This is a genomic window from Acinetobacter sp. N1-1, from assembly GCF_056711485.1.
The window spans coordinates 848,460-866,402 of sequence record NZ_JBWXUO010000012.1 but is presented as its reverse complement, the minus strand read 5'-3'; the positions used below and the strand labels follow the sequence as shown (position 1 = coordinate 866,402).

Sequence of the window (17,943 nt, the reverse complement as noted above, 5' to 3'; positions counted from 1 at the left end):
GGAGGCTTTAGAATTAGATGCTGGCGATGACTTACTCTCACATGGGTAACCCCACACTACCATCAGCGCTAAGAGGTTTCACTTCTGAGTTCGGGAAGGGATCAGGTGGTTCACTCTCGCTATTGTCGCCAGCATAACTGTTATGGAGAACGGTTAGGTCTTATATTATTGCCTATGTTCAACCAAATTTGGCTTAACAGGTTATTCAATTGGTCTGTATTGTAACTAGGTTTATTACTAAATCAAGCTATTTGAAGAGAAATACAACTGTTTGGGTGTTGTATAGTCAAGCCTCACGAGCAATTAGTATTGGTCAGCTTCATGTATCACTACACTTCCACATCCAACCTATCAACGTCCTAGTCTTGAACGGCTCTTTAGGTGACATAAAATCACAGGGAAATCTAATCTTGAGGTAGGCTTCCCGCTTAGATGCTTTCAGCGGTTATCCCTTCCGAACATAGCTACCCGGCGATGCGACTGGCGTCACAACCGGTACACCAGAGGTTCGTCCACTCTGGTCCTCTCGTACTAGGAGCAGATCCTCTCAAATTTCCAACGCCCATGGTAGATAGGGACCGAACTGTCTCACGACGTTCTAAACCCAGCTCGCGTACCTCTTTAAATGGCGAACAGCCATACCCTTGGGACCTGCTTCAGCCCCAGGATGAGATGAGCCGACATCGAGGTGCCAAACACCGCCGTCGATATGAACTCTTGGGCGGTATCAGCCTGTTATCCCCAGAGTACCTTTTATCCGTTGAGCGATGGCCCTTCCATACAGAACCACCGGATCACTAAGACCTACTTTCGTACCTGCTCGACTTGTTGGTCTCGCAGTTAAGCGCGCTTTTGCCTTTATACTCTACGCGTGATTTCCGACCACGCTGAGCGCACCTTCGTACTCCTCCGTTACTCTTTAGGAGGAGACCGCCCCAGTCAAACTACCCACCAGACATGGTCCTCGACCCAGATTATGGGTCAGAGTTAGAACCTCAACATTACCAGGGTGGTATTTCAAGGATGGCTCCATAGTAACTGGCGTTACTACTTCAAAGCCTCCCACCTATCCTACACAAGTAAGGTCAAAGTTCAATGTCAAGCTGCAGTAAAGGTTCACGGGGTCTTTCCGTCTAGCCACGGGTACACGGCATCTTCACCGCGATTTCGATTTCACTGAGCCTCTGCTGGAGACAGCGCCGCCATCATTATGCCATTCGTGCAGGTCGGAACTTACCCGACAAGGAATTTCGCTACCTTAGGACCGTTATAGTTACGGCCGCCGTTTACTGGGGCTTCGATCAAGAGCTTCGCTTACGCTAACCCCATCAATTAACCTTCCAGCACCGGGCAGGCATCACACCCTATACGTCCACTTTCGTGTTTGCAGAGTGCTATGTTTTTAATAAACAGTTGCAGCGGCCTGGTTTCTGAGGCTGCCGACAGCTCAGGAAGCAAGTTCCATCACCATCAGCAGCGTACCTTCTCCCGAAGTTACGGTACCATTTTGCCTAGTTCCTTCAGCAGAGTTCTCTCAAGCGCCTTGGTCTACTCGACCTGACCACCTGTGTCGGTTTCGGGTACGATTCCTGTGTAACTGAAGCTTAGAGACTTTTCTTGGAAGTATGGTATCAGCCACTTCGTAGGTAAACCTACTTGCTATCGACTCTCAGCATAGAGCACCCCGGATTTGCCTAAGATGCATGCCTACTGTCTTTCACCTGGACAACCAACGCCAGGCTGACTTAACCTTCTCCGTCCTCTCATCGCATTACACAGAAGTAATGGAATATTAACCATTTTCCCATCGACTACGCCTTTCGGCCTCGCCTTAGGGGTCGACTCACCCAGCCCCGATTAACGTTGGACTGGAACCCTTGGTCTTTCGGCGAACGGGTTTTTCACCCGTTTTATCGTTACTCACGTCAGCATTCGCACTTCTGATACCTCCAGCATGCTTCTCAACACACCTTCATCGGCTTACAGAACGCTCCCCTACCACTTACGCTAATGCGTAAATCCGCAGCTTCGGCACATAGTTTTAGCCCCGTTACATCTTCCGCGCAGGCCGACTCGACTAGTGAGCTATTACGCTTTCTTTAAAGGGTGGCTGCTTCTAAGCCAACCTCCTAGCTGTCTATGCCTTCCCACATCGTTTCCCACTTAACTATGATTTTGGGGCCTTAGCTGGCGGTCTGGATTGTTTTCCTCTTGACTACGGACGTTAGCACCCGCAGTCTGTCTCCCGGATAGTACTCATAGGTATTCGGAGTTTGCATCGGTTTGGTAAGTCGGGATGACCCCCTAGCCGAAACAGTGCTCTACCCCCTATGGTATTCGTCCGAGGCGCTACCTAAATAGCTTTCGGGGAGAACCAGCTATCACCAGGCTTGATTAGCCTTTCACCCCTATCCACAAGTCATCCCCTGGCTTTTCAACGACAGTGGGTTCGGTCCTCCAGTTAGTGTTACCCAACCTTCAACCTGCTCATGGATAGATCGCCTGGTTTCGGGTCTATACCCAGCAACTAAACGCCCTATTAAGACTCGATTTCTCTACGGCTCCCCTATACGGTTAACCTCGCTACTGAATATAAGTCGCTGACCCATTATACAAAAGGTACGCAGTCACATAACAAAGTATGCTCCCACTGCTTGTATGCATGCGGTTTCAGGATCTATTTCACTCCCCTCACAGGGGTTCTTTTCGCCTTTCCCTCACGGTACTGGTTCACTATCGGTCAGTCAGGAGTATTTAGCCTTGGAGGATGGTCCCCCCATATTCAGACAAGGTTTCACGTGCCTCGCCCTACTCGATATCATTATCTAAGCCCTTTCGTGTACGGGACTATCACCCTTTATAGTCACACTTCCCAGAGTGTTCCACTAAAACTTAGATAACTTAATGGGCTGATCCGCGTTCGCTCGCCGCTACTGACGGAATCTCAATTGATTTCTTTTCCTAAGGGTACTGAGATGTTTCACTTCCCCTCGTTCGCCTCAACAACCTATGTATTCAGTTATTGATACCTACCTTATGGTAAGTGGGTTCCCCCATTCAGAAATCTCCGGATCATAGGATATTTGCCGCCTCCCCGGAGCTTATCGCAGGCTATTACGTCTTTCATCGCCTCTGACTGCCAAGGCATCCACCACATGCACTTAATTACTTGACTATACAACCCCAAACAGTCGCTTACGCGAACTTCAAGGTGTACAGCTTCAATCTCATACCAAAACGCTTGATTCAGTTAATTTGCTAGTTCTCATCTCATTTCAATTTGTCTCAATCTAAATTAGTTAAAATTTCAATTAAAACGCTTCAAAATGTATGAGTGAACAATTTTATTTCAGACTCAAATTGAATAATCTGTTAATGATTTAACATGCCTTCGTCAGGTCATGTACTGTGATTACTCACAGAGGTTAATATCAAGGTCGCATATTATATACAATCTTTCTATTAAGCTCTATAAGCAAATAAGCTGTTTGCTTATTTATTAGCTTAACTTTAATTAAATTGAAATATCAATCTGATTAAAATCATGGTGGAGACTAGGAGAGTCGAACTCCTGACCTCCTGCGTGCAAAGCAGGCGCTCTACCAACTAAGCTAAGTCCCCAGCTTAAAATCATTTCGAATTGTACATTATCTTCTAGTCTTTGGTGGGTCTGACAAGACTTGAACTTGTGACCCCACGCTTATCAAGCGTGTGCTCTAACCAACTGAGCTACAGACCCTCAGATAATATACCGAAGAACAACTTGTTGTGGATTCTTACCAAGTCTCACCTTTTCGTTAAGGAGGTGATCCAGCCGCAGGTTCCCCTACGGCTACCTTGTTACGACTTCACCCCAGTCATTGGCCACACCGTGGTAAACGTCCTCCCGAGGGTTAGACTATCTACTTCTGGTGCAACAAACTCCCATGGTGTGACGGGCGGTGTGTACAAGGCCCGGGAACGTATTCACCGCGGCATTCTGATCCGCGATTACTAGCGATTCCGACTTCATGGAGTCGAGTTGCAGACTCCAATCCGGACTACGATCGGCTTTTTGAGATTAGCATCACATCGCTGTGTAGCAACCCTCTGTACCGACCATTGTAGCACGTGTGTAGCCCTGGCCGTAAGGGCCATGATGACTTGACGTCGTCCCCGCCTTCCTCCAGTTTGTCACTGGCAGTATCCTTAAAGTTCCCATCCGAAATGCTGGCAAGTAAGGAAAAGGGTTGCGCTCGTTGCGGGACTTAACCCAACATCTCACGACACGAGCTGACGACAGCCATGCAGCACCTGTATCTAAGTTCCCGAAGGCACCAATCTATCTCTAGAAAGTTCTTAGTATGTCAAGGCCAGGTAAGGTTCTTCGCGTTGCATCGAATTAAACCACATGCTCCACCGCTTGTGCGGGCCCCCGTCAATTCATTTGAGTTTTAGTCTTGCGACCGTACTCCCCAGGCGGTCTACTTATCGCGTTAGCTGCGCCACTAAGTCCTCAAAGGACCCAACGGCTAGTAGACATCGTTTACGGCATGGACTACCAGGGTATCTAATCCTGTTTGCTCCCCATGCTTTCGCACCTCAGTGTCAGTATTAGGCCAGAAGGCTGCCTTCGCCATCGGTATTCCTCCAGATCTCTACGCATTTCACCGCTACACCTGGAATTCTACCTTCCTCTCCTATACTCTAGCCACCCAGTATCGAATGCAATTCCCAAGTTAAGCTCGGGGATTTCACATTTGACTTAAATGGCCACCTACGCGCGCTTTACGCCCAGTAATTCCGATTAACGCTTGCACCCTCTGTATTACCGCGGCTGCTGGCACAGAGTTAGCCGGTGCTTATTCTGCGAGTAACGTCCACTTATCCTAGGTATTAACTAGGTAAGCCTCCTCCTCGCTTAAAGTGCTTTACAACCATAAGGCCTTCTTCACACACGCGGCATGGCTGGATCAGGCTTGCGCCCATTGTCCAATATTCCCCACTGCTGCCTCCCGTAGGAGTCTGGGCCGTGTCTCAGTCCCAGTGTGGCGGATCATCCTCTCAAACCCGCTACAGATCGTCGCCTTGGTAGGCCTTTACCCTACCAACTAGCTAATCCGACTTAGGCTCATCTATTAGCGCAAGGTCCGAAGATCCCCTGCTTTCCCCCGTAGGGCGTATGCGGTATTAGCGCTCCTTTCGGAACGTTGTCCCCCACTAATAGGCAGATTCCTAAGTATTACTCACCCGTCCGCCGCTAGGTCCAGTAGCAAGCTACCTTCCCCCGCTCGACTTGCATGTGTTAAGCCTGCCGCCAGCGTTCAATCTGAGCCATGATCAAACTCTTCAGTTAAAATCATTAATTCCTTAAGGGAATCAATCTGGCTCATTAATCACTAGCAAAAATATTCGCTCTCAAATAAATCTTCGAGTAAATTTCTACTTTTGATCAATGAATCTTAAATATATTCAGTGATCACTCAGTAAAAATCCACACAAGTTGTTCTTCAATTCTATTAATGATTCGCATCACTGATTCGTCATCAGCAAGCTAGGTCGGCTATATTACTCTCTTTTAAAAGAAAGTCAACTGTAATCTGAAAGTTTTTTTAAACTACTTAATCAAACTAAACTTCAATCAATCTAAGAACTAAATCTCAAACCAATCAACTAAGTTATTGTTTATTAAGAAGTTTCTCTCAACATCACCGCCGATGGATACGCATTATAGACCAATACTTCCCAAACGCAACCCCTAAATCCATTTTATTTCATATTTATTTATCAACAGAACAAAAGATAGACGAAATGCGTGGATTTCTAATCAATTTGAATGCTTTTACAGCAAAATAGGAAGGTTTTAATTATTTAGTTCACTTTAATTTAAAACGAAAAATAGCTATCAATATAGCCAACCACCTACTCAAAATATCTTTTTAGTTAATTAAAGCCTGAGTTCGATGTAAAAAAATAGGTCAATGGAAATCAAAATTAAGTCTATCTAAAGCCATAATGATCATTACCTTATTTAATAAATTTGGCTTTCGCTTCTTCAAAGACTTTTATTGCCATATAGTCTACTCCCTTTTAGAAAAAAGTATTTCCCTAACTATCAGCTACGTGGAATTATATAAAGTTATTTATAAATGATGACTCTCTTTCATTAAGTTAATGGCCAAAATACAGGGATTAGCACCATTGATTGGACAAAGATAACGATTTGTCACAGTTTAAGAATCTAAACTCTTGTTTTTAAAGGTTTAGTAGAAAGAGGAAAAGTTTTATAGATTAAGTTTAAATATAATTATCAATTATTTAGGTTACCTCAATCTAACGCTGACTTCAGAAAACGTGCATAATATAACCATCATAGAGTAATTAATACGTGAAATTAAGGGAATATTACTTAGTGACAAGGGCTACTGAAGTAAAGAAAAGATTGAGATTAGCCTCAGACTAATCACTCCAAAACGTCGAAATATGAAATAACATAAGATTTTGACTACTGGTGGTAGTAGTAAAGCACTACTTTCAAAGCTTGAACTGATTGAAGCGGTGAATGATAAACTTAAAAACTTACACCACATTGAACATTCAAGATATCACTCCATGTTCAACTTTATGGTGAATATGAGGGCTAGTATTTTGCATATTACCTGTGTTCAAGTAAGTCTCAACGAATGATTCAAATGTAAATTACTTACATTAAACTAAGGTTAGTTAATATTTTAAAAAACTTTGGGGGTATAGCCTACTCATACCCCCTTGCGCTACTACTTACTACTGTTCATCAGAATCATCTTCTTTACTTGCAAAGAAGGTGGTTATAAACCCAGACAGTACATATAATATAGAGACAATAAGTATACCCACTGGAATGTTATAAGTCATTGCTGCAAGAATAAGTACCACAGGAAGCATAACAATAAAAGGAACCCTATTTTTATCCATCTGCTTAAATGAGTAGTATTTCATATTTGAAATCATGAGTAGACCTGTCACAACCATAAATATGGCATAACCTATTTGCACTGCTCGATCTTTGACTTGAAAGATAGCTGAATAATCTCTACTTACCCATACAAGGCAAACTACCAATATGGCAGCAAGTGGACTTGCTATACCAATAAAGTATCTTTTATCTACACTACCAATTTGAACATTAAATCGTGCTAATCGGAATGCTGCACATGCAGCATATACAAAACAGCATGCAAGACCTATACGTCCCAAACCATGTACACTCCAACTGTACATTAATATGGCTGGTGAGATACCAAAAGCAATTAAGTCAGACAATGAATCTAACTGCTCACCAAAAGGACTTTGTGCACCAATTGCACGTGCAACACGGCCATCCAGACCATCAAGCAATGCAGCTAGAAATATGGCATAAATTGCTTGTATATAATGTCCATCCATACTCGCAACAATGGAATAAAAACCTGACAGTAAAGCGGCTGTCGTAATTAAGTTTGGCCACAAATAAATACCACGCTTTTTTACACGTTGTCCTTCATTTGTGTCTTCTTCTTCAATCACCTCAAATGTTAATCCATCATGAGCATCATCTGAATATTCGCCATTGCGCTTTGGTGTCTTGGTCATATATTTTGTTCCTAGCTATCCAGAATGTGGGGTCATTATTCACCAACAAGCCACTTTACTGCAAATGATCCACCAGTTTCATGCATTTTTAAATGTGGAAATAACCACTTTAATGCTTCTTCAGCTTCTTGAGCAAATTTCCAAGGTGGATTAATTACAAGTAGGCCACATCCATTCAGACCAATAGGCGTGTCATCTGGCCAAACACATATTTCACAAACCAATTGACGGCGAATGCCTGTTTTTATCATTTTCTTTTCAAAACGTTGAATCATGGCACGATCTTTAATTGGATACCAAACAGCAAATACCCCAGTTGGCCATTTACTATATGCATTTTGAATAAGCTCTACCAATTGTGGAAAATCTTTTCTTTCCACTTCATAAGGTGGGTCTATCATGACTAATCCACGTTTCTCACGTGGCGGAATAACACCAAGCAACCCCTCATAGGCATCACGCTTATGTAGTCCCATCTTTTTATCGCGAATATTATGACGCAGTTGTTCAAATACATCACTCTGCATTTCAAAAACTGTTGCCTTATCCATTTCACGTAAACCTTGTAATGCTACCCATGGTGAGCCTGGATAAGCCCCCTTGCCTTCTTGGTCACGTAACTGATCTACAAGTTGTAAATATTTTTGCACACCTTCAGGAGATTTTTTAATCTGACCTGGCTGCAACTGCATAAGACGGTGAATACCCGATAAAAACTCGCCTGACTTTTGTGCAGGTGCTTCCGACAGGTCATACTTTCCTGCACCACCATGTGTATCAATATAGCGGTAAGGTTTATCTTTCAAATTTAAGCGTGTAAGTAGTTGAAGCAATAAAACGTGCTTCATTACATCTGCAAAATTACCTGCATGAAAGTGGTGACGATAGTTCATATATATGTATATTCCTCATTTCTGTGAATATATTAACATGAAAAAAAACTTACATGCTGAATCAAAATTTACTCTAGAATAAGTTCCCTTTTATTTTATTGTTATTTTAAAAATGACAACAGTCTCTCTACCTATGTCTTGGGATGTGGATAGCATCGTAAATCAGCTTGATGAATTTGGCTTTAGTATTATTAAACAAGCATATGATAAAGCTTTTTTTACGGCATTAAATGCCGAATGTTTTTCCCAAATGGATAAATTTCGTGCTGCAGCAATTCAAGATGGTGTTATCAATAAAATTCGAAGTGATCATATTTTATGGATTAATGAAACCAAATCTCTTGCATATCAACATATTTTAACATTAGAAAATCTTTCCAAAGCTTTAAATCAAGCTTTCTTTCTTGGTATTAAAAATGTAGAGGCTCACTTTGCTTGCTACAATGTTGGGGAATTTTATGCATTACATCGAGATAATCCTCAACAAAAAAATCATCGCGTTATTTCAAGTGTTTTCTATATTCATGAATTATGGCAAGAAAGTTGGGGAGGACAATTACGCTTACAAGATAAAAAAATGAATTGGCATATAATTGAACCCACTGCAAATAGCATTGTTATTTTTGAAAGCAATTTATTACACGAAGTACTTACTTCTAAACAAAAACGCCTTTCGATTACTGCTTGGCTAAGAAATGATGATGTACTATGGTAGGCTTTAATTTCCCCCAAAGCCCCTCATATTATTAAAACAAACAAATTAAGGTACGCTTATGAGCAACAATATCATTACAAGAATTGGGGAAACAGATCAATTATATTTAGAGCAAAACTCTGCAAGCCTTGCTTTAGAGCGCGCTGATTTACGTCTTCAGCTTGTTACAATTAGTCGCAACAAACAAGAGCAAGTACATTTCTTACATGAAGCGATTGCTTTACTGGAACAAGCACGCATTGAATTTGAAGAAAATATTTCGACTGCAGAATATATTGAGCTATCACTTCATTTAGTCAAAGCATATATGATTTATTATGAACTAACTAAAGATACAAAATTTGCATTAATTACACAGCAAATTTTAAAGCCTATTGCACATTCAAATGATGGTAATATCTACTTTTTTCTTGCATACTCTTCAATTGTAAAGGATGAAATAGCAATGGCTCAGCATTGGCTAAAAAAATATGTAAGCACAGATGAATTTGATTTACATTTAATAAAAAAACATCATGCTTTTGTAAATATACAACAAATGCCATGGTTAAAAGAAATGTTAAATAAAAAATTAAACTAATTTTGCAAACAATAAAAAAGCACCTTGTAAGGTGCTTTTTTACGCTATATTACTTTAGTTAAGTAGATGAGCAATCGCGCTTCGCTCTTCTTCTAACTCTTGTAATGTAAGATTCATACGTTCACGGCTAAATTCATCAATTTCTAAACCTTCAACACGTGTATATTCACCATTTTCACAAATTACTGGCACACCATAAATAATGCCTTCAGGAATACCATAAGAGCCATCTGATGGAACACCCATCGTTACCCATTTTCCTTTAGTACCTAGTGCCCAATCATGAATATGATCAATTGCTGCATTCGCAGCAGATGCAGCAGAAGAAAGACCGCGTGCATTAATAATTGCTGCGCCCCGCTTACCTACTGTTGGTAAGAAATCATCTTTATTCCAAGCAGCGTCATTTATCTTATCTTTTAAGCTTTCACCTTTTACTGTTGCAAAACGATAATCTGCATACATTGTTGGTGAATGATTACCCCATACCGTCAACTTTTCAATATCTGCAACAGCAACATTTGCTTTTTGAGCGAGTTGTGTAAGCGCACGGTTATGGTCTAAACGTAGCATCGCCGTAAAGTTTTTTGCAGGAAGATCTGGTGCAGATTTCATTGCAATATATGCATTTGTATTTGCAGGATTACCAACAACTAGAACTTTTACATCACGGCTTGCGTGATCATTTAATGCTTTACCTTGTACTGTAAATATTTTTGCATTTTCTTGTAATAAGTCTGCACGCTCCATACCTGGGCCACGAGGACGCGCACCAACTAATAATGCATAATCTGCATCTTTAAACGCAATATTTGGGTCATCTGTACAAATAATTTCATTTAATAAAGGAAAAGCGCAATCATCTAATTCCATTTTTACGCCTTGCAGCGCTTGCTGAGCTTTTTCAACCGGAATTTCTAGAAGTTGTAAAATAATTGGCTGATCTTTTCCTAACATCTCACCACTTGCGATACGGAATAGTAAGCTATATCCAATTTGACCTGCGGCGCCAGTCACGGCAACACGAACGGGTTGCTTCATATAATTATCTCCATTTGAGGTGCGTTAATATGATTAAACAGCGAAGTTCTATTTAATATTTTTAATCATAAACGACCAATATTGTACTCCAATCTTTTTATTGTTGCACAGTAAATCTATGCTTTTCATTTGAGATAAAAATTGTTTTGATTTCAAATCAGTAAGTTCCCTGTATGTTAAATTGAGCTGGGCAATTTGATGTAATATTTGTAGGGCATACCTTAAACTGACCGTTATTTTTATAGCAAATACTAATATGTGTTAAAACAGCAGTATGACTATCTTTTTGACAATTCAGTTGTATACCTTTTGCAGGTAAAGATTTATTTAGAGATAAAAATTGTTCTTCAAGAGATTGTTTATAAAATGTATGTGATATTGTATCTGTTAATATTGGTGGAATTTTTAGATTTTGTGCATAATTGATAATTGTTCTAAAGTATTGAGATGCACTCATTGGAACACAGCCGCCCACAGCATGCCACAATTGCATTCTATATGATTCATCGGGAATTACACGAGCAATGACTTTTGCTTGTAATGGAGAAAGCATAGCAGATGTACTTGTTGCACATGCCTCATTATTTCTAGTGAAGTTTTCAGGCACAAGACTGCCTATTGTGAGTGCATAACCTTCCAAACACTTTCGTTGTTTTCTTTGATTCTGATCAAATGCACATACTGCAGGCGTCATTTGAATATTTAGTACATATCCCTCTGAAATATCTAACTTTGCTGCCTGACTAGAGGATGAGATAAAGTAACACCCAAATGTGCCAACCATAAACATTAAGGCATATGTCATAAAATACTGTAAAAACTTAATTTTAGACATAAAATATACCTATCTCTTCCATAATTCTGTTCCACATATTGTATTTATAATACTAGCTATTCACTACTACCACGTAGAGGAATAACTTTCATCCATTTACTTATATATTGCTGCCCCTGCCCCAAAATTGCACCATAATGAATTGTATTCGTCATAACATTTTTAACATAATTTCTTGTTTCATCTAAAGGAATACTTTCTACATATTGATCAGCAGCAATTGGCTGATCAGTCGGCTGCCAGCGTAAAGCTCTATTCGGCCCTGCATTGTAGCCAGCAGTTGCAAGTACAGCATTACCATTTAATTGCGCTTGTATCATAGACAAATAATATGTTCCATAACGCACATTAGTATTCATATCACTCAATGCTGCGGGATTATATGTCTCACCCATTTGTCTCGCAACTAGTTTGGCAGTATTTGGCATAATTTGCATCAATCCACCCGCTCCCACATTAGAACGTGCATTTGTTACAAAACGACTCTCTTGACGCATTAGACCATAAGCCCATGCAGGATCCAAGCCAACATTGCCACTATGTAAGACAACGGCATTTTGATGAGGTGTCAAATAACGTAAATTATAGTTATGTTTATTTACAGTACGCTCCGCGGCATAAATTGCACGATCATACCATGCTATATTTGCAGCCTTTTGAGCAGCAGCGAGTAAAATACCATCATCTTTTTTTAGATATGCCTGTCTTACAGCCCAATTCCATTCTCTGTTTGCATAAATAGTAGGTGCGGCTATAGTACGCAAAGCAAAAGCACGGTTAAAATTAATATCTTGGTTTAAACGCTGCATATCATCAGCACTTGGCTCTGCCTGGTCTACTCTATTGTATTTTTGACCCATTTTTTCCTGAGCTAGCAAATTATAATAATCATCGCCATTATTTGCTAAGTCACTATACAGTGTACTTGCCTGCTTTTTATAACTTTGATCTACTTGTTGCTCATCTGCACGGGCAAGCCAATATTGCCAACGGCTTTCTTGTTGCTGTGTTACACCCATCACAGAAATTGCACGAATTAAGCTATCCCATGCACCAAACCGAATAGCTTGCCGCGCATAAATCTCAGCTTCTTCCGCACTAAATGGAATACCATAACTTGCATCAAAATAATTCAGTACAATACGATTAAAGTTATTTTTAAGTACCGTTGTACCACCAATATAAGCAACGGTTCTATAAAGATACTTTTGAACAGCGGGTGGTACACCTTCTGCTGCTCTATTGGCTGCGGTTAAACCTGCAGTTAAATCGCTATCTGCCAAACGCCCTAGAGCAAAAATTAAATAAGCATAGTCTGTATCATTCGATTTAGGTGCAGACCAAAGATAGCCCAATGGATTTGATTGAATTTGTGTGAGCTGTGCAATAGAGATATTTAAACCCAATGACTGTGCTGTAGATGCTGCAAGACCAATCTGACCTGCTCTAAGCTGTGTCCACAATCGCTGTTGCTTATCTTCATTTGTCATCAGTGGGCTCGATGACATCATTCTATTCAAACCCATACAAGAATCAGGCATATTATTATTTGTGCTTAACCACAGATCCTTATATTCAGCAAAAACTAAAGGATCACCTGATTTGGCACGTACCTGTGCAATTGCACAACTTTCAGCATTATCTGGATTGGTAATGTAAGATAAAACAGGTTGCGCATCGGCATAGTTTGCTTCTTTTACTTTCTCTTCCACATAGTCAGCTGCTAATTTCTCTGCCATAGCCGAATTTGGATATTTTTGTATAAATTGAATAATACTTGATGCAGGCTGTAAGGCTAAATTGGTATTTAATTTAAAATATTCAGGATAATATCCTAAAACATCATTTTGCATTGCAACCGCATCTTGATCGAGTCGTGCTAAGTTCCCTGAATTTGCCGCAGCGAGTGCATCATTGAATTGCTCATTTGCAGCATTTGCGATGGATATCGTACATCCCAAAAACAAATGAAATAAAATAACTCTTAAATAGCTTTTATTCTTTTTATGACTCACATACCCACCCATAAATTGTACATAAGAATCACGTCACCCAATGCTAAAGTTTTCATCTTATTTTAATGTGAACACCTTTCCTATTCTTGTTATGTTGTGTAAGTATTAGCGATTTTTCATATGATTTAATTATAAAAGTCATTTACTACTTGTTTAAGCATAAAAATGCTAAAATATCGCTCCACTTTTTACTGTTGTGTGAAGCCAAATTTAGCTTTCATGCTTAACCTTTGTATCAGGAGCCTACATGACGGTCCAAACTTTCATTCCTTCGCGTGACGAAGCTGCCTCAGAAAATACTGTTCACCAGCCTTTAAACACCTCAAATCTGTCTTCAGTGAAAAAGTTATACATTGAAACACAAGGGTGTCAAATGAATGAGTATGACAGTCATCGTATGGCAGACCTTTTAGGTGACTCTCACGGATATGTTCTTACAAAAGACCCCAAAGAAGCCGATATTCTATTAATGAATACTTGTTCAATCCGTGAAAAAGCACAAGAAAAAGTATTTAGCGAACTCGGTAGATGGAGAAAGCTAAAACAACAAAATCCAGATTTAGTTATTGGTGTGGGTGGTTGTGTTGCATCACAAGAAGGCGATAACATTCAAAAAAGAGCGCCATATGTTGATATGGTTTTTGGCCCTCAAACACTACATCGTTTACCCCAATTGCTCGATCAACATGAAGATCAACATCAAAAGCCTAAAAAAGAAAAAATTAAGCTTGTTGATATTTCATTCCCTGACATTGAGAAATTTGACTTCTTACCTGAACCACGTGTAGAAGGACATAAAGCATTTGTTTCAATTATGGAAGGCTGTTCAAAATACTGCTCTTTCTGTGTTGTACCTTATACTCGTGGTGAAGAGGTTTCTCGCCCACTTGATGACGTATTGGCTGAAATTGCCAGCCTTGCAGAACGTGGTGTGCGTGAGGTTTCTCTACTTGGTCAAAATGTAAATGGCTATCGTGGCGAGACATTTGAAGGTGATATTTGTACCTTTGCAGAATTACTTCGCTTAGTTGCTGAAATTCCAGGAATTGGTCGTATTCGTTACACAACATCACACCCATTAGAGTTCTCTGAAGCTCTCATTGAATGTTATCGCGACTTACCACAAATGGTTTCACATCTACATCTACCCGTACAAAGTGGCTCAAATGATGTACTACAAGCCATGAAGCGCAACCATACAATTGATGTTTATATTAATAAAATGGAAAAACTTCGTAAAATTCGTCCAGACATGCATTTATCTAGTGACTTTATCATCGGTTTCCCAGGAGAAACTGATGAAAACTTTGCTGAAACACTGCAATTCATTAAAGACTTGGACTTCGATCACTCTTATAGTTTTATCTATTCAAAACGTCCAGGTACACCTGCATCCGAGCTTGAAGATACGATTCCTGAAACAGTAAAAAAAGAACGCCTTGCACAAGTACAGCAGATTATCAAACGCTCAAGTATTGATAAAACAGATGCAATGAAAAATACTATTCAACGTGTTCTTATTGAAAAAGTTTCTGATAGAGACCCTAATCTTTTGGTAGGAACAGCAGATAATACACGCTATGTGACTTTTGTTGGTGATGCATCATGGGTTGGACGATTTGCAGAGATCGAAATTACCGAAATTAAAACATTAAATTTAGTTTACGGCGAGCTCTTGAATCTTGAACCTGACGTAGCGTAATGTAAGGGGACAACCAAAACCAAAAAAAGAGGAACTCTCTTGACTGCATCTATTCGACGTACAGTAGCTTTTCCTGGTATTTCAATGGAGCATACCAAAAATATGCTCGGCGCTTATAACGGACACTTAAAACAAATAGAACAGCGCCTAGATGTAAATATTAATCATCGTGGCGATGTTTTTTATATTGATGGTGAACTTGATGCAGTCGAAAGGACTGAATCGCTCTTACAAAAATTATATGAAGAAGCGGCATCTGCACAAGTAAGTGCAGATGCTCTTCATTTAATCATTCAAGGTAGTCAAACAGATCGCGAAATTTTCGATCAATCTGTACAAGAACATACAGGTCTTGACGATGTTTGGTTACAAACTCGAAAAGGTCGTATCAACCCACGAGGTGCCAACCAAAAGCGTTATGTACAGCGTATTTTGCAAAGTGATATTTCTTTTGGCGTTGGCCCTGCAGGTACAGGTAAAACCTATCTTGCTGTCGCTGCTGCAGTAGACATGCTTGAACGTAATGAGATTCAAAGAATCTTATTGGTTCGTCCAGCAGTAGAAGCGGGAGAAAAATTAGGCTTTTTACCAGGTGACTTAACTCAAAAAATTGATCCATACCTTCGTCCACTATATGACGCATTGTATGAGATGCTAGGTTTTGAAAAAGTTGCCAAACTTATTGAGCGTCAAATTATTGAAGTTGCACCCCTTGCTTACATGCGAGGTCGCACACTCAACCATTCATTTGTTATTTTGGATGAAGCACAAAATACAACACCAGAACAAATGAAGATGTTCCTTACACGCCTTGGTTTTGGCTCACGTGCAGTCATCACAGGTGATATTACCCAAGTTGACTTACCAAGAGGACAACAATCAGGGCTTGCACATGCATTACGCGTACTTGAGCCCGTGAAAGAAATACATATTACCCACTTTCACTCCCGTGATGTAGTACGTCACCAACTTGTACAAAAAATTGTTGAAGCCTATGATGGCTGGGACAGCGAACAACAACGTATCGGTGCAAAAGCACGTGCCGAACGTAAAGCACTTCAAGAAGCCCTCATTGCAGAAAATGATTCTGCTGCAGACCAGCAGCACCAACATACCTAAGGATTTGTTTTGAAAATTAGTCTTTCACTACAACAAGACGTTTTAGCACCTGAATTGGTGCTAAAACGTGCTTATATTAAAAAAGTTATTGAAACAACATTGCGTTATATTCAGCTTGCGCAAGATACTGAAATAGGTATTGCTTGTGTCGACTCAGATGCAAGCCAAGCACTTAACGCAGAGTATCGTCATAAAGACAAACCAACCAATGTTCTTTCTTTTCCAAGCGATTTACCTGAAGATGTATTAAAGGTCATTGATGTACTACCACTAGGTGACCTTGTCATTTGCATTCCTGTAGTATTACAAGAGGCAAAAGAACAAAATAAATCTCCTCTTGAGCATTTCACACACATGCTTGTCCATGGCACACTTCATCTTATTGGATATGACCATGAAACAAGCACAGAGGATGCTGAAGAAATGGAAGGTCTTGAAATTGAGATTTTAGCAAAACTTGGCTTAGATAACCCTTATCTTTCTATCGATCACTAATTTACGATGCTATGGCGTTTCAACTCGACTTTCTCCTGTATGGAAACGCCATGTTCTAATCACTCTCAACTCAGACAGTAAACTCATACTTTGTGAGAACTTCCCAAACGGCGCACCACGACGTACAGAATGTTTTGCAGCTTCATCTAATATAGGGTGTCCTGAACTTTCCAATAAATGAATTGCCTTCACACTACCATCAGGCTCTAAAACAACCATTAATCGTACATCGCCAGATAATCCTTGTTGTTTTGCAGCCAAAGGATAATCTCTATTTCCAAACAATTCGACTTTTTCCCTAAACTGTTCTAAATACTTTGCTGTACCATCTTTTTTTGCTTCTACCGAATTAATCGTTTCTGTATTTTTTAACTTCGCATAAATTTGCTGTTGCTTTAAATACTGTGCCTCTAAACTTGCTATCCTCATTTCTTCATCAGAATAACTGCTTTCAAAAGCATCTCTAGCATTCATCTGCACATAATTTTCAACTTCTTTTTTCCAACTTAGCGTAGTAACTAACATACGCTCTTGAGTCTGCTCAACAGCAGTTTGTTGTAAAAAACGATCTTTTTTTACTTGAGCATGTGCACCTTGACTTTCTGTACGCTCAACAGGAGGTAAAACCGTTGAAATCTTTTTCTTTTCATTTAAACGACCACCACCAGTCTGATCTTGCTCTGCTAAAAAATCAGCATTATTCAATGATTCATGACTAGGTGTAAGTGCCACCGTAATATCTTGTGAAATATTATTATGGTATTCGGGCATTTTAAATGAAATAAGTAATAGCCCTACATGCAATAATATGGCTATTAGCATAGAAAAACTGAGAACTTTATCTTTCCATATAAAAAAGTATCGAAGGTGTTCCATATTTTGTTTTTCTATATCCATTTAAAACTAAAAGAGAAAAAACATAGACTACAACAAATTCTTTACAGAATGCGATAAAAAT

The 17,943-nt window shown here is 39.9% G+C and carries 12 protein-coding genes, 2 tRNA genes and 3 rRNA genes; 6 read left to right on the top strand and 11 right to left on the bottom strand.

Going from position 1 to position 17,943, the window contains the following annotated elements; translation table 11 throughout:
- Positions 1–18: 18 nt before the first annotated feature.
- From rrf to AC1MPL_RS04370, 5 genes are all read right to left on the bottom strand, one after another.
- Positions 19–133: ribosomal RNA gene (rrf, locus tag AC1MPL_RS04390) — 5S ribosomal RNA — on the bottom strand.
- A gap of 149 nt (positions 134–282) precedes the next feature.
- Positions 283–3,175: ribosomal RNA gene (locus AC1MPL_RS04385) — 23S ribosomal RNA — on the bottom strand.
- Between the two features lie 370 nt (positions 3,176–3,545).
- Positions 3,546–3,621: transfer RNA gene (locus AC1MPL_RS04380), tRNA-Ala, on the bottom strand.
- 41 nt (positions 3,622–3,662) lie between these two features.
- Positions 3,663–3,739: transfer RNA gene (locus tag AC1MPL_RS04375), tRNA-Ile, on the bottom strand.
- A gap of 59 nt (positions 3,740–3,798) precedes the next feature.
- Positions 3,799–5,335, bottom strand: a 16S ribosomal RNA gene (locus tag AC1MPL_RS04370).
- Together the 16S, 23S and 5S rRNA genes with 2 tRNA genes alongside form the textbook arrangement of a ribosomal RNA operon.
- 1,145 nt (positions 5,336–6,480) lie before the next feature.
- Between AC1MPL_RS04370 and AC1MPL_RS04365 the strand changes: the two genes are divergently transcribed.
- Positions 6,481–6,666: a transposase gene (locus AC1MPL_RS04365; RefSeq protein WP_479764513.1), complete on the top strand. Its 186-nt coding sequence runs from the start codon at positions 6,481–6,483 to the stop codon at positions 6,664–6,666.
- A 96-nt stretch (positions 6,667–6,762) separates the two neighbouring features.
- On the opposite strand, the gene pssA is transcribed toward AC1MPL_RS04365, so the two are convergent.
- Entirely contained in the window at positions 6,763–7,590 is an 828-nt protein-coding gene (pssA, locus tag AC1MPL_RS04360; RefSeq protein WP_479764511.1) for a CDP-diacylglycerol--serine O-phosphatidyltransferase, read from the bottom strand.
- Positions 7,591–7,625: 35 nt separating this feature from the next.
- The gene (locus AC1MPL_RS04355; protein WP_479764510.1) at positions 7,626–8,483 is read right to left on the bottom strand and encodes a 23S rRNA (adenine(2030)-N(6))-methyltransferase RlmJ; all 858 of its coding nucleotides are present in this window, start codon (positions 8,481–8,483) and stop codon (positions 7,626–7,628) included.
- A 112-nt stretch (positions 8,484–8,595) separates the two neighbouring features.
- Between AC1MPL_RS04355 and AC1MPL_RS04350 the strand changes: the two genes are divergently transcribed.
- Entirely contained in the window at positions 8,596–9,198 is a 603-nt protein-coding gene (locus tag AC1MPL_RS04350; protein WP_479764508.1) for a 2OG-Fe(II) oxygenase, read from the top strand.
- Between the two features lie 58 nt (positions 9,199–9,256).
- Positions 9,257–9,778 (top strand): hypothetical protein, encoded by a 522-nt coding sequence (locus tag AC1MPL_RS04345; protein ID WP_479764506.1) that lies wholly within the window; start codon positions 9,257–9,259, stop codon positions 9,776–9,778.
- A gap of 54 nt (positions 9,779–9,832) precedes the next feature.
- On the opposite strand, the gene AC1MPL_RS04340 is transcribed toward AC1MPL_RS04345, so the two are convergent.
- The 3 genes from AC1MPL_RS04340 to AC1MPL_RS04330 form a co-directional block, all read right to left on the bottom strand.
- Entirely contained in the window at positions 9,833–10,819 is a 987-nt protein-coding gene (locus AC1MPL_RS04340; protein ID WP_479764504.1) for a malate dehydrogenase, read from the bottom strand.
- A 157-nt stretch (positions 10,820–10,976) separates the two neighbouring features.
- On the bottom strand, positions 10,977–11,654 hold the full coding sequence (locus AC1MPL_RS04335; RefSeq protein WP_479764502.1) for a ribonuclease T2 family protein: 678 nt from the start codon (positions 11,652–11,654) through the stop codon (positions 10,977–10,979).
- A gap of 56 nt (positions 11,655–11,710) precedes the next feature.
- On the bottom strand, positions 11,711–13,669 hold the full coding sequence (locus AC1MPL_RS04330; protein WP_479764500.1) for a lytic transglycosylase domain-containing protein: 1,959 nt from the start codon (positions 13,667–13,669) through the stop codon (positions 11,711–11,713).
- A gap of 247 nt (positions 13,670–13,916) precedes the next feature.
- Here AC1MPL_RS04330 and miaB point away from each other — a divergent pair, with 247 nt between their 5' ends.
- From miaB to ybeY, 3 genes are read left to right on the top strand one after another with little or no spacing between them, the layout of a single operon-like run.
- Positions 13,917–15,371, top strand: a complete 1,455-nt coding sequence (miaB, locus tag AC1MPL_RS04325; protein ID WP_479764499.1) for a tRNA (N6-isopentenyl adenosine(37)-C2)-methylthiotransferase MiaB — start codon at positions 13,917–13,919, stop codon at positions 15,369–15,371.
- A gap of 39 nt (positions 15,372–15,410) precedes the next feature.
- A complete protein-coding gene (locus tag AC1MPL_RS04320; RefSeq protein WP_479764497.1) occupies positions 15,411–16,490 on the top strand; it encodes a PhoH family protein in 1,080 nt (359 codons plus the stop codon).
- A gap of 9 nt (positions 16,491–16,499) precedes the next feature.
- The gene (ybeY, locus tag AC1MPL_RS04315; RefSeq protein WP_479764495.1) at positions 16,500–16,985 is read left to right on the top strand and encodes an rRNA maturation RNase YbeY; all 486 of its coding nucleotides are present in this window, start codon (positions 16,500–16,502) and stop codon (positions 16,983–16,985) included.
- A gap of 9 nt (positions 16,986–16,994) precedes the next feature.
- On the opposite strand, the gene AC1MPL_RS04310 is transcribed toward ybeY, so the two are convergent.
- Entirely contained in the window at positions 16,995–17,807 is an 813-nt protein-coding gene (locus tag AC1MPL_RS04310; protein WP_479764493.1) for an energy transducer TonB, read from the bottom strand.
- Between the last annotated feature and the right edge of the window lie 136 nt (positions 17,808–17,943).

Excerpts from the sequence above, each read along its gene's own strand:
- pssA (WP_479764511.1), bottom strand. The coding sequence starts at position 7,590 with ATGACCAAGACACCAAAGCGCAATGGCGAATATTCAGATGATGCTCAT.
- AC1MPL_RS04355 (WP_479764510.1), bottom strand. The coding sequence starts at position 8,483 with ATGAACTATCGTCACCACTTTCATGCAGGTAATTTTGCAGATGTAATG.
- AC1MPL_RS04350 (WP_479764508.1), top strand. The coding sequence starts at position 8,596 with ATGACAACAGTCTCTCTACCTATGTCTTGGGATGTGGATAGCATCGTA.
- AC1MPL_RS04345 (WP_479764506.1), top strand. The coding sequence starts at position 9,257 with ATGAGCAACAATATCATTACAAGAATTGGGGAAACAGATCAATTATAT.
- AC1MPL_RS04340 (WP_479764504.1), bottom strand. The coding sequence starts at position 10,819 with ATGAAGCAACCCGTTCGTGTTGCCGTGACTGGCGCCGCAGGTCAAATT.
- AC1MPL_RS04335 (WP_479764502.1), bottom strand. The coding sequence starts at position 11,654 with ATGTCTAAAATTAAGTTTTTACAGTATTTTATGACATATGCCTTAATG.
- miaB (WP_479764499.1), top strand. The coding sequence starts at position 13,917 with ATGACGGTCCAAACTTTCATTCCTTCGCGTGACGAAGCTGCCTCAGAA.
- AC1MPL_RS04310 (WP_479764493.1), bottom strand. The coding sequence starts at position 17,807 with ATGCTAATAGCCATATTATTGCATGTAGGGCTATTACTTATTTCATTT.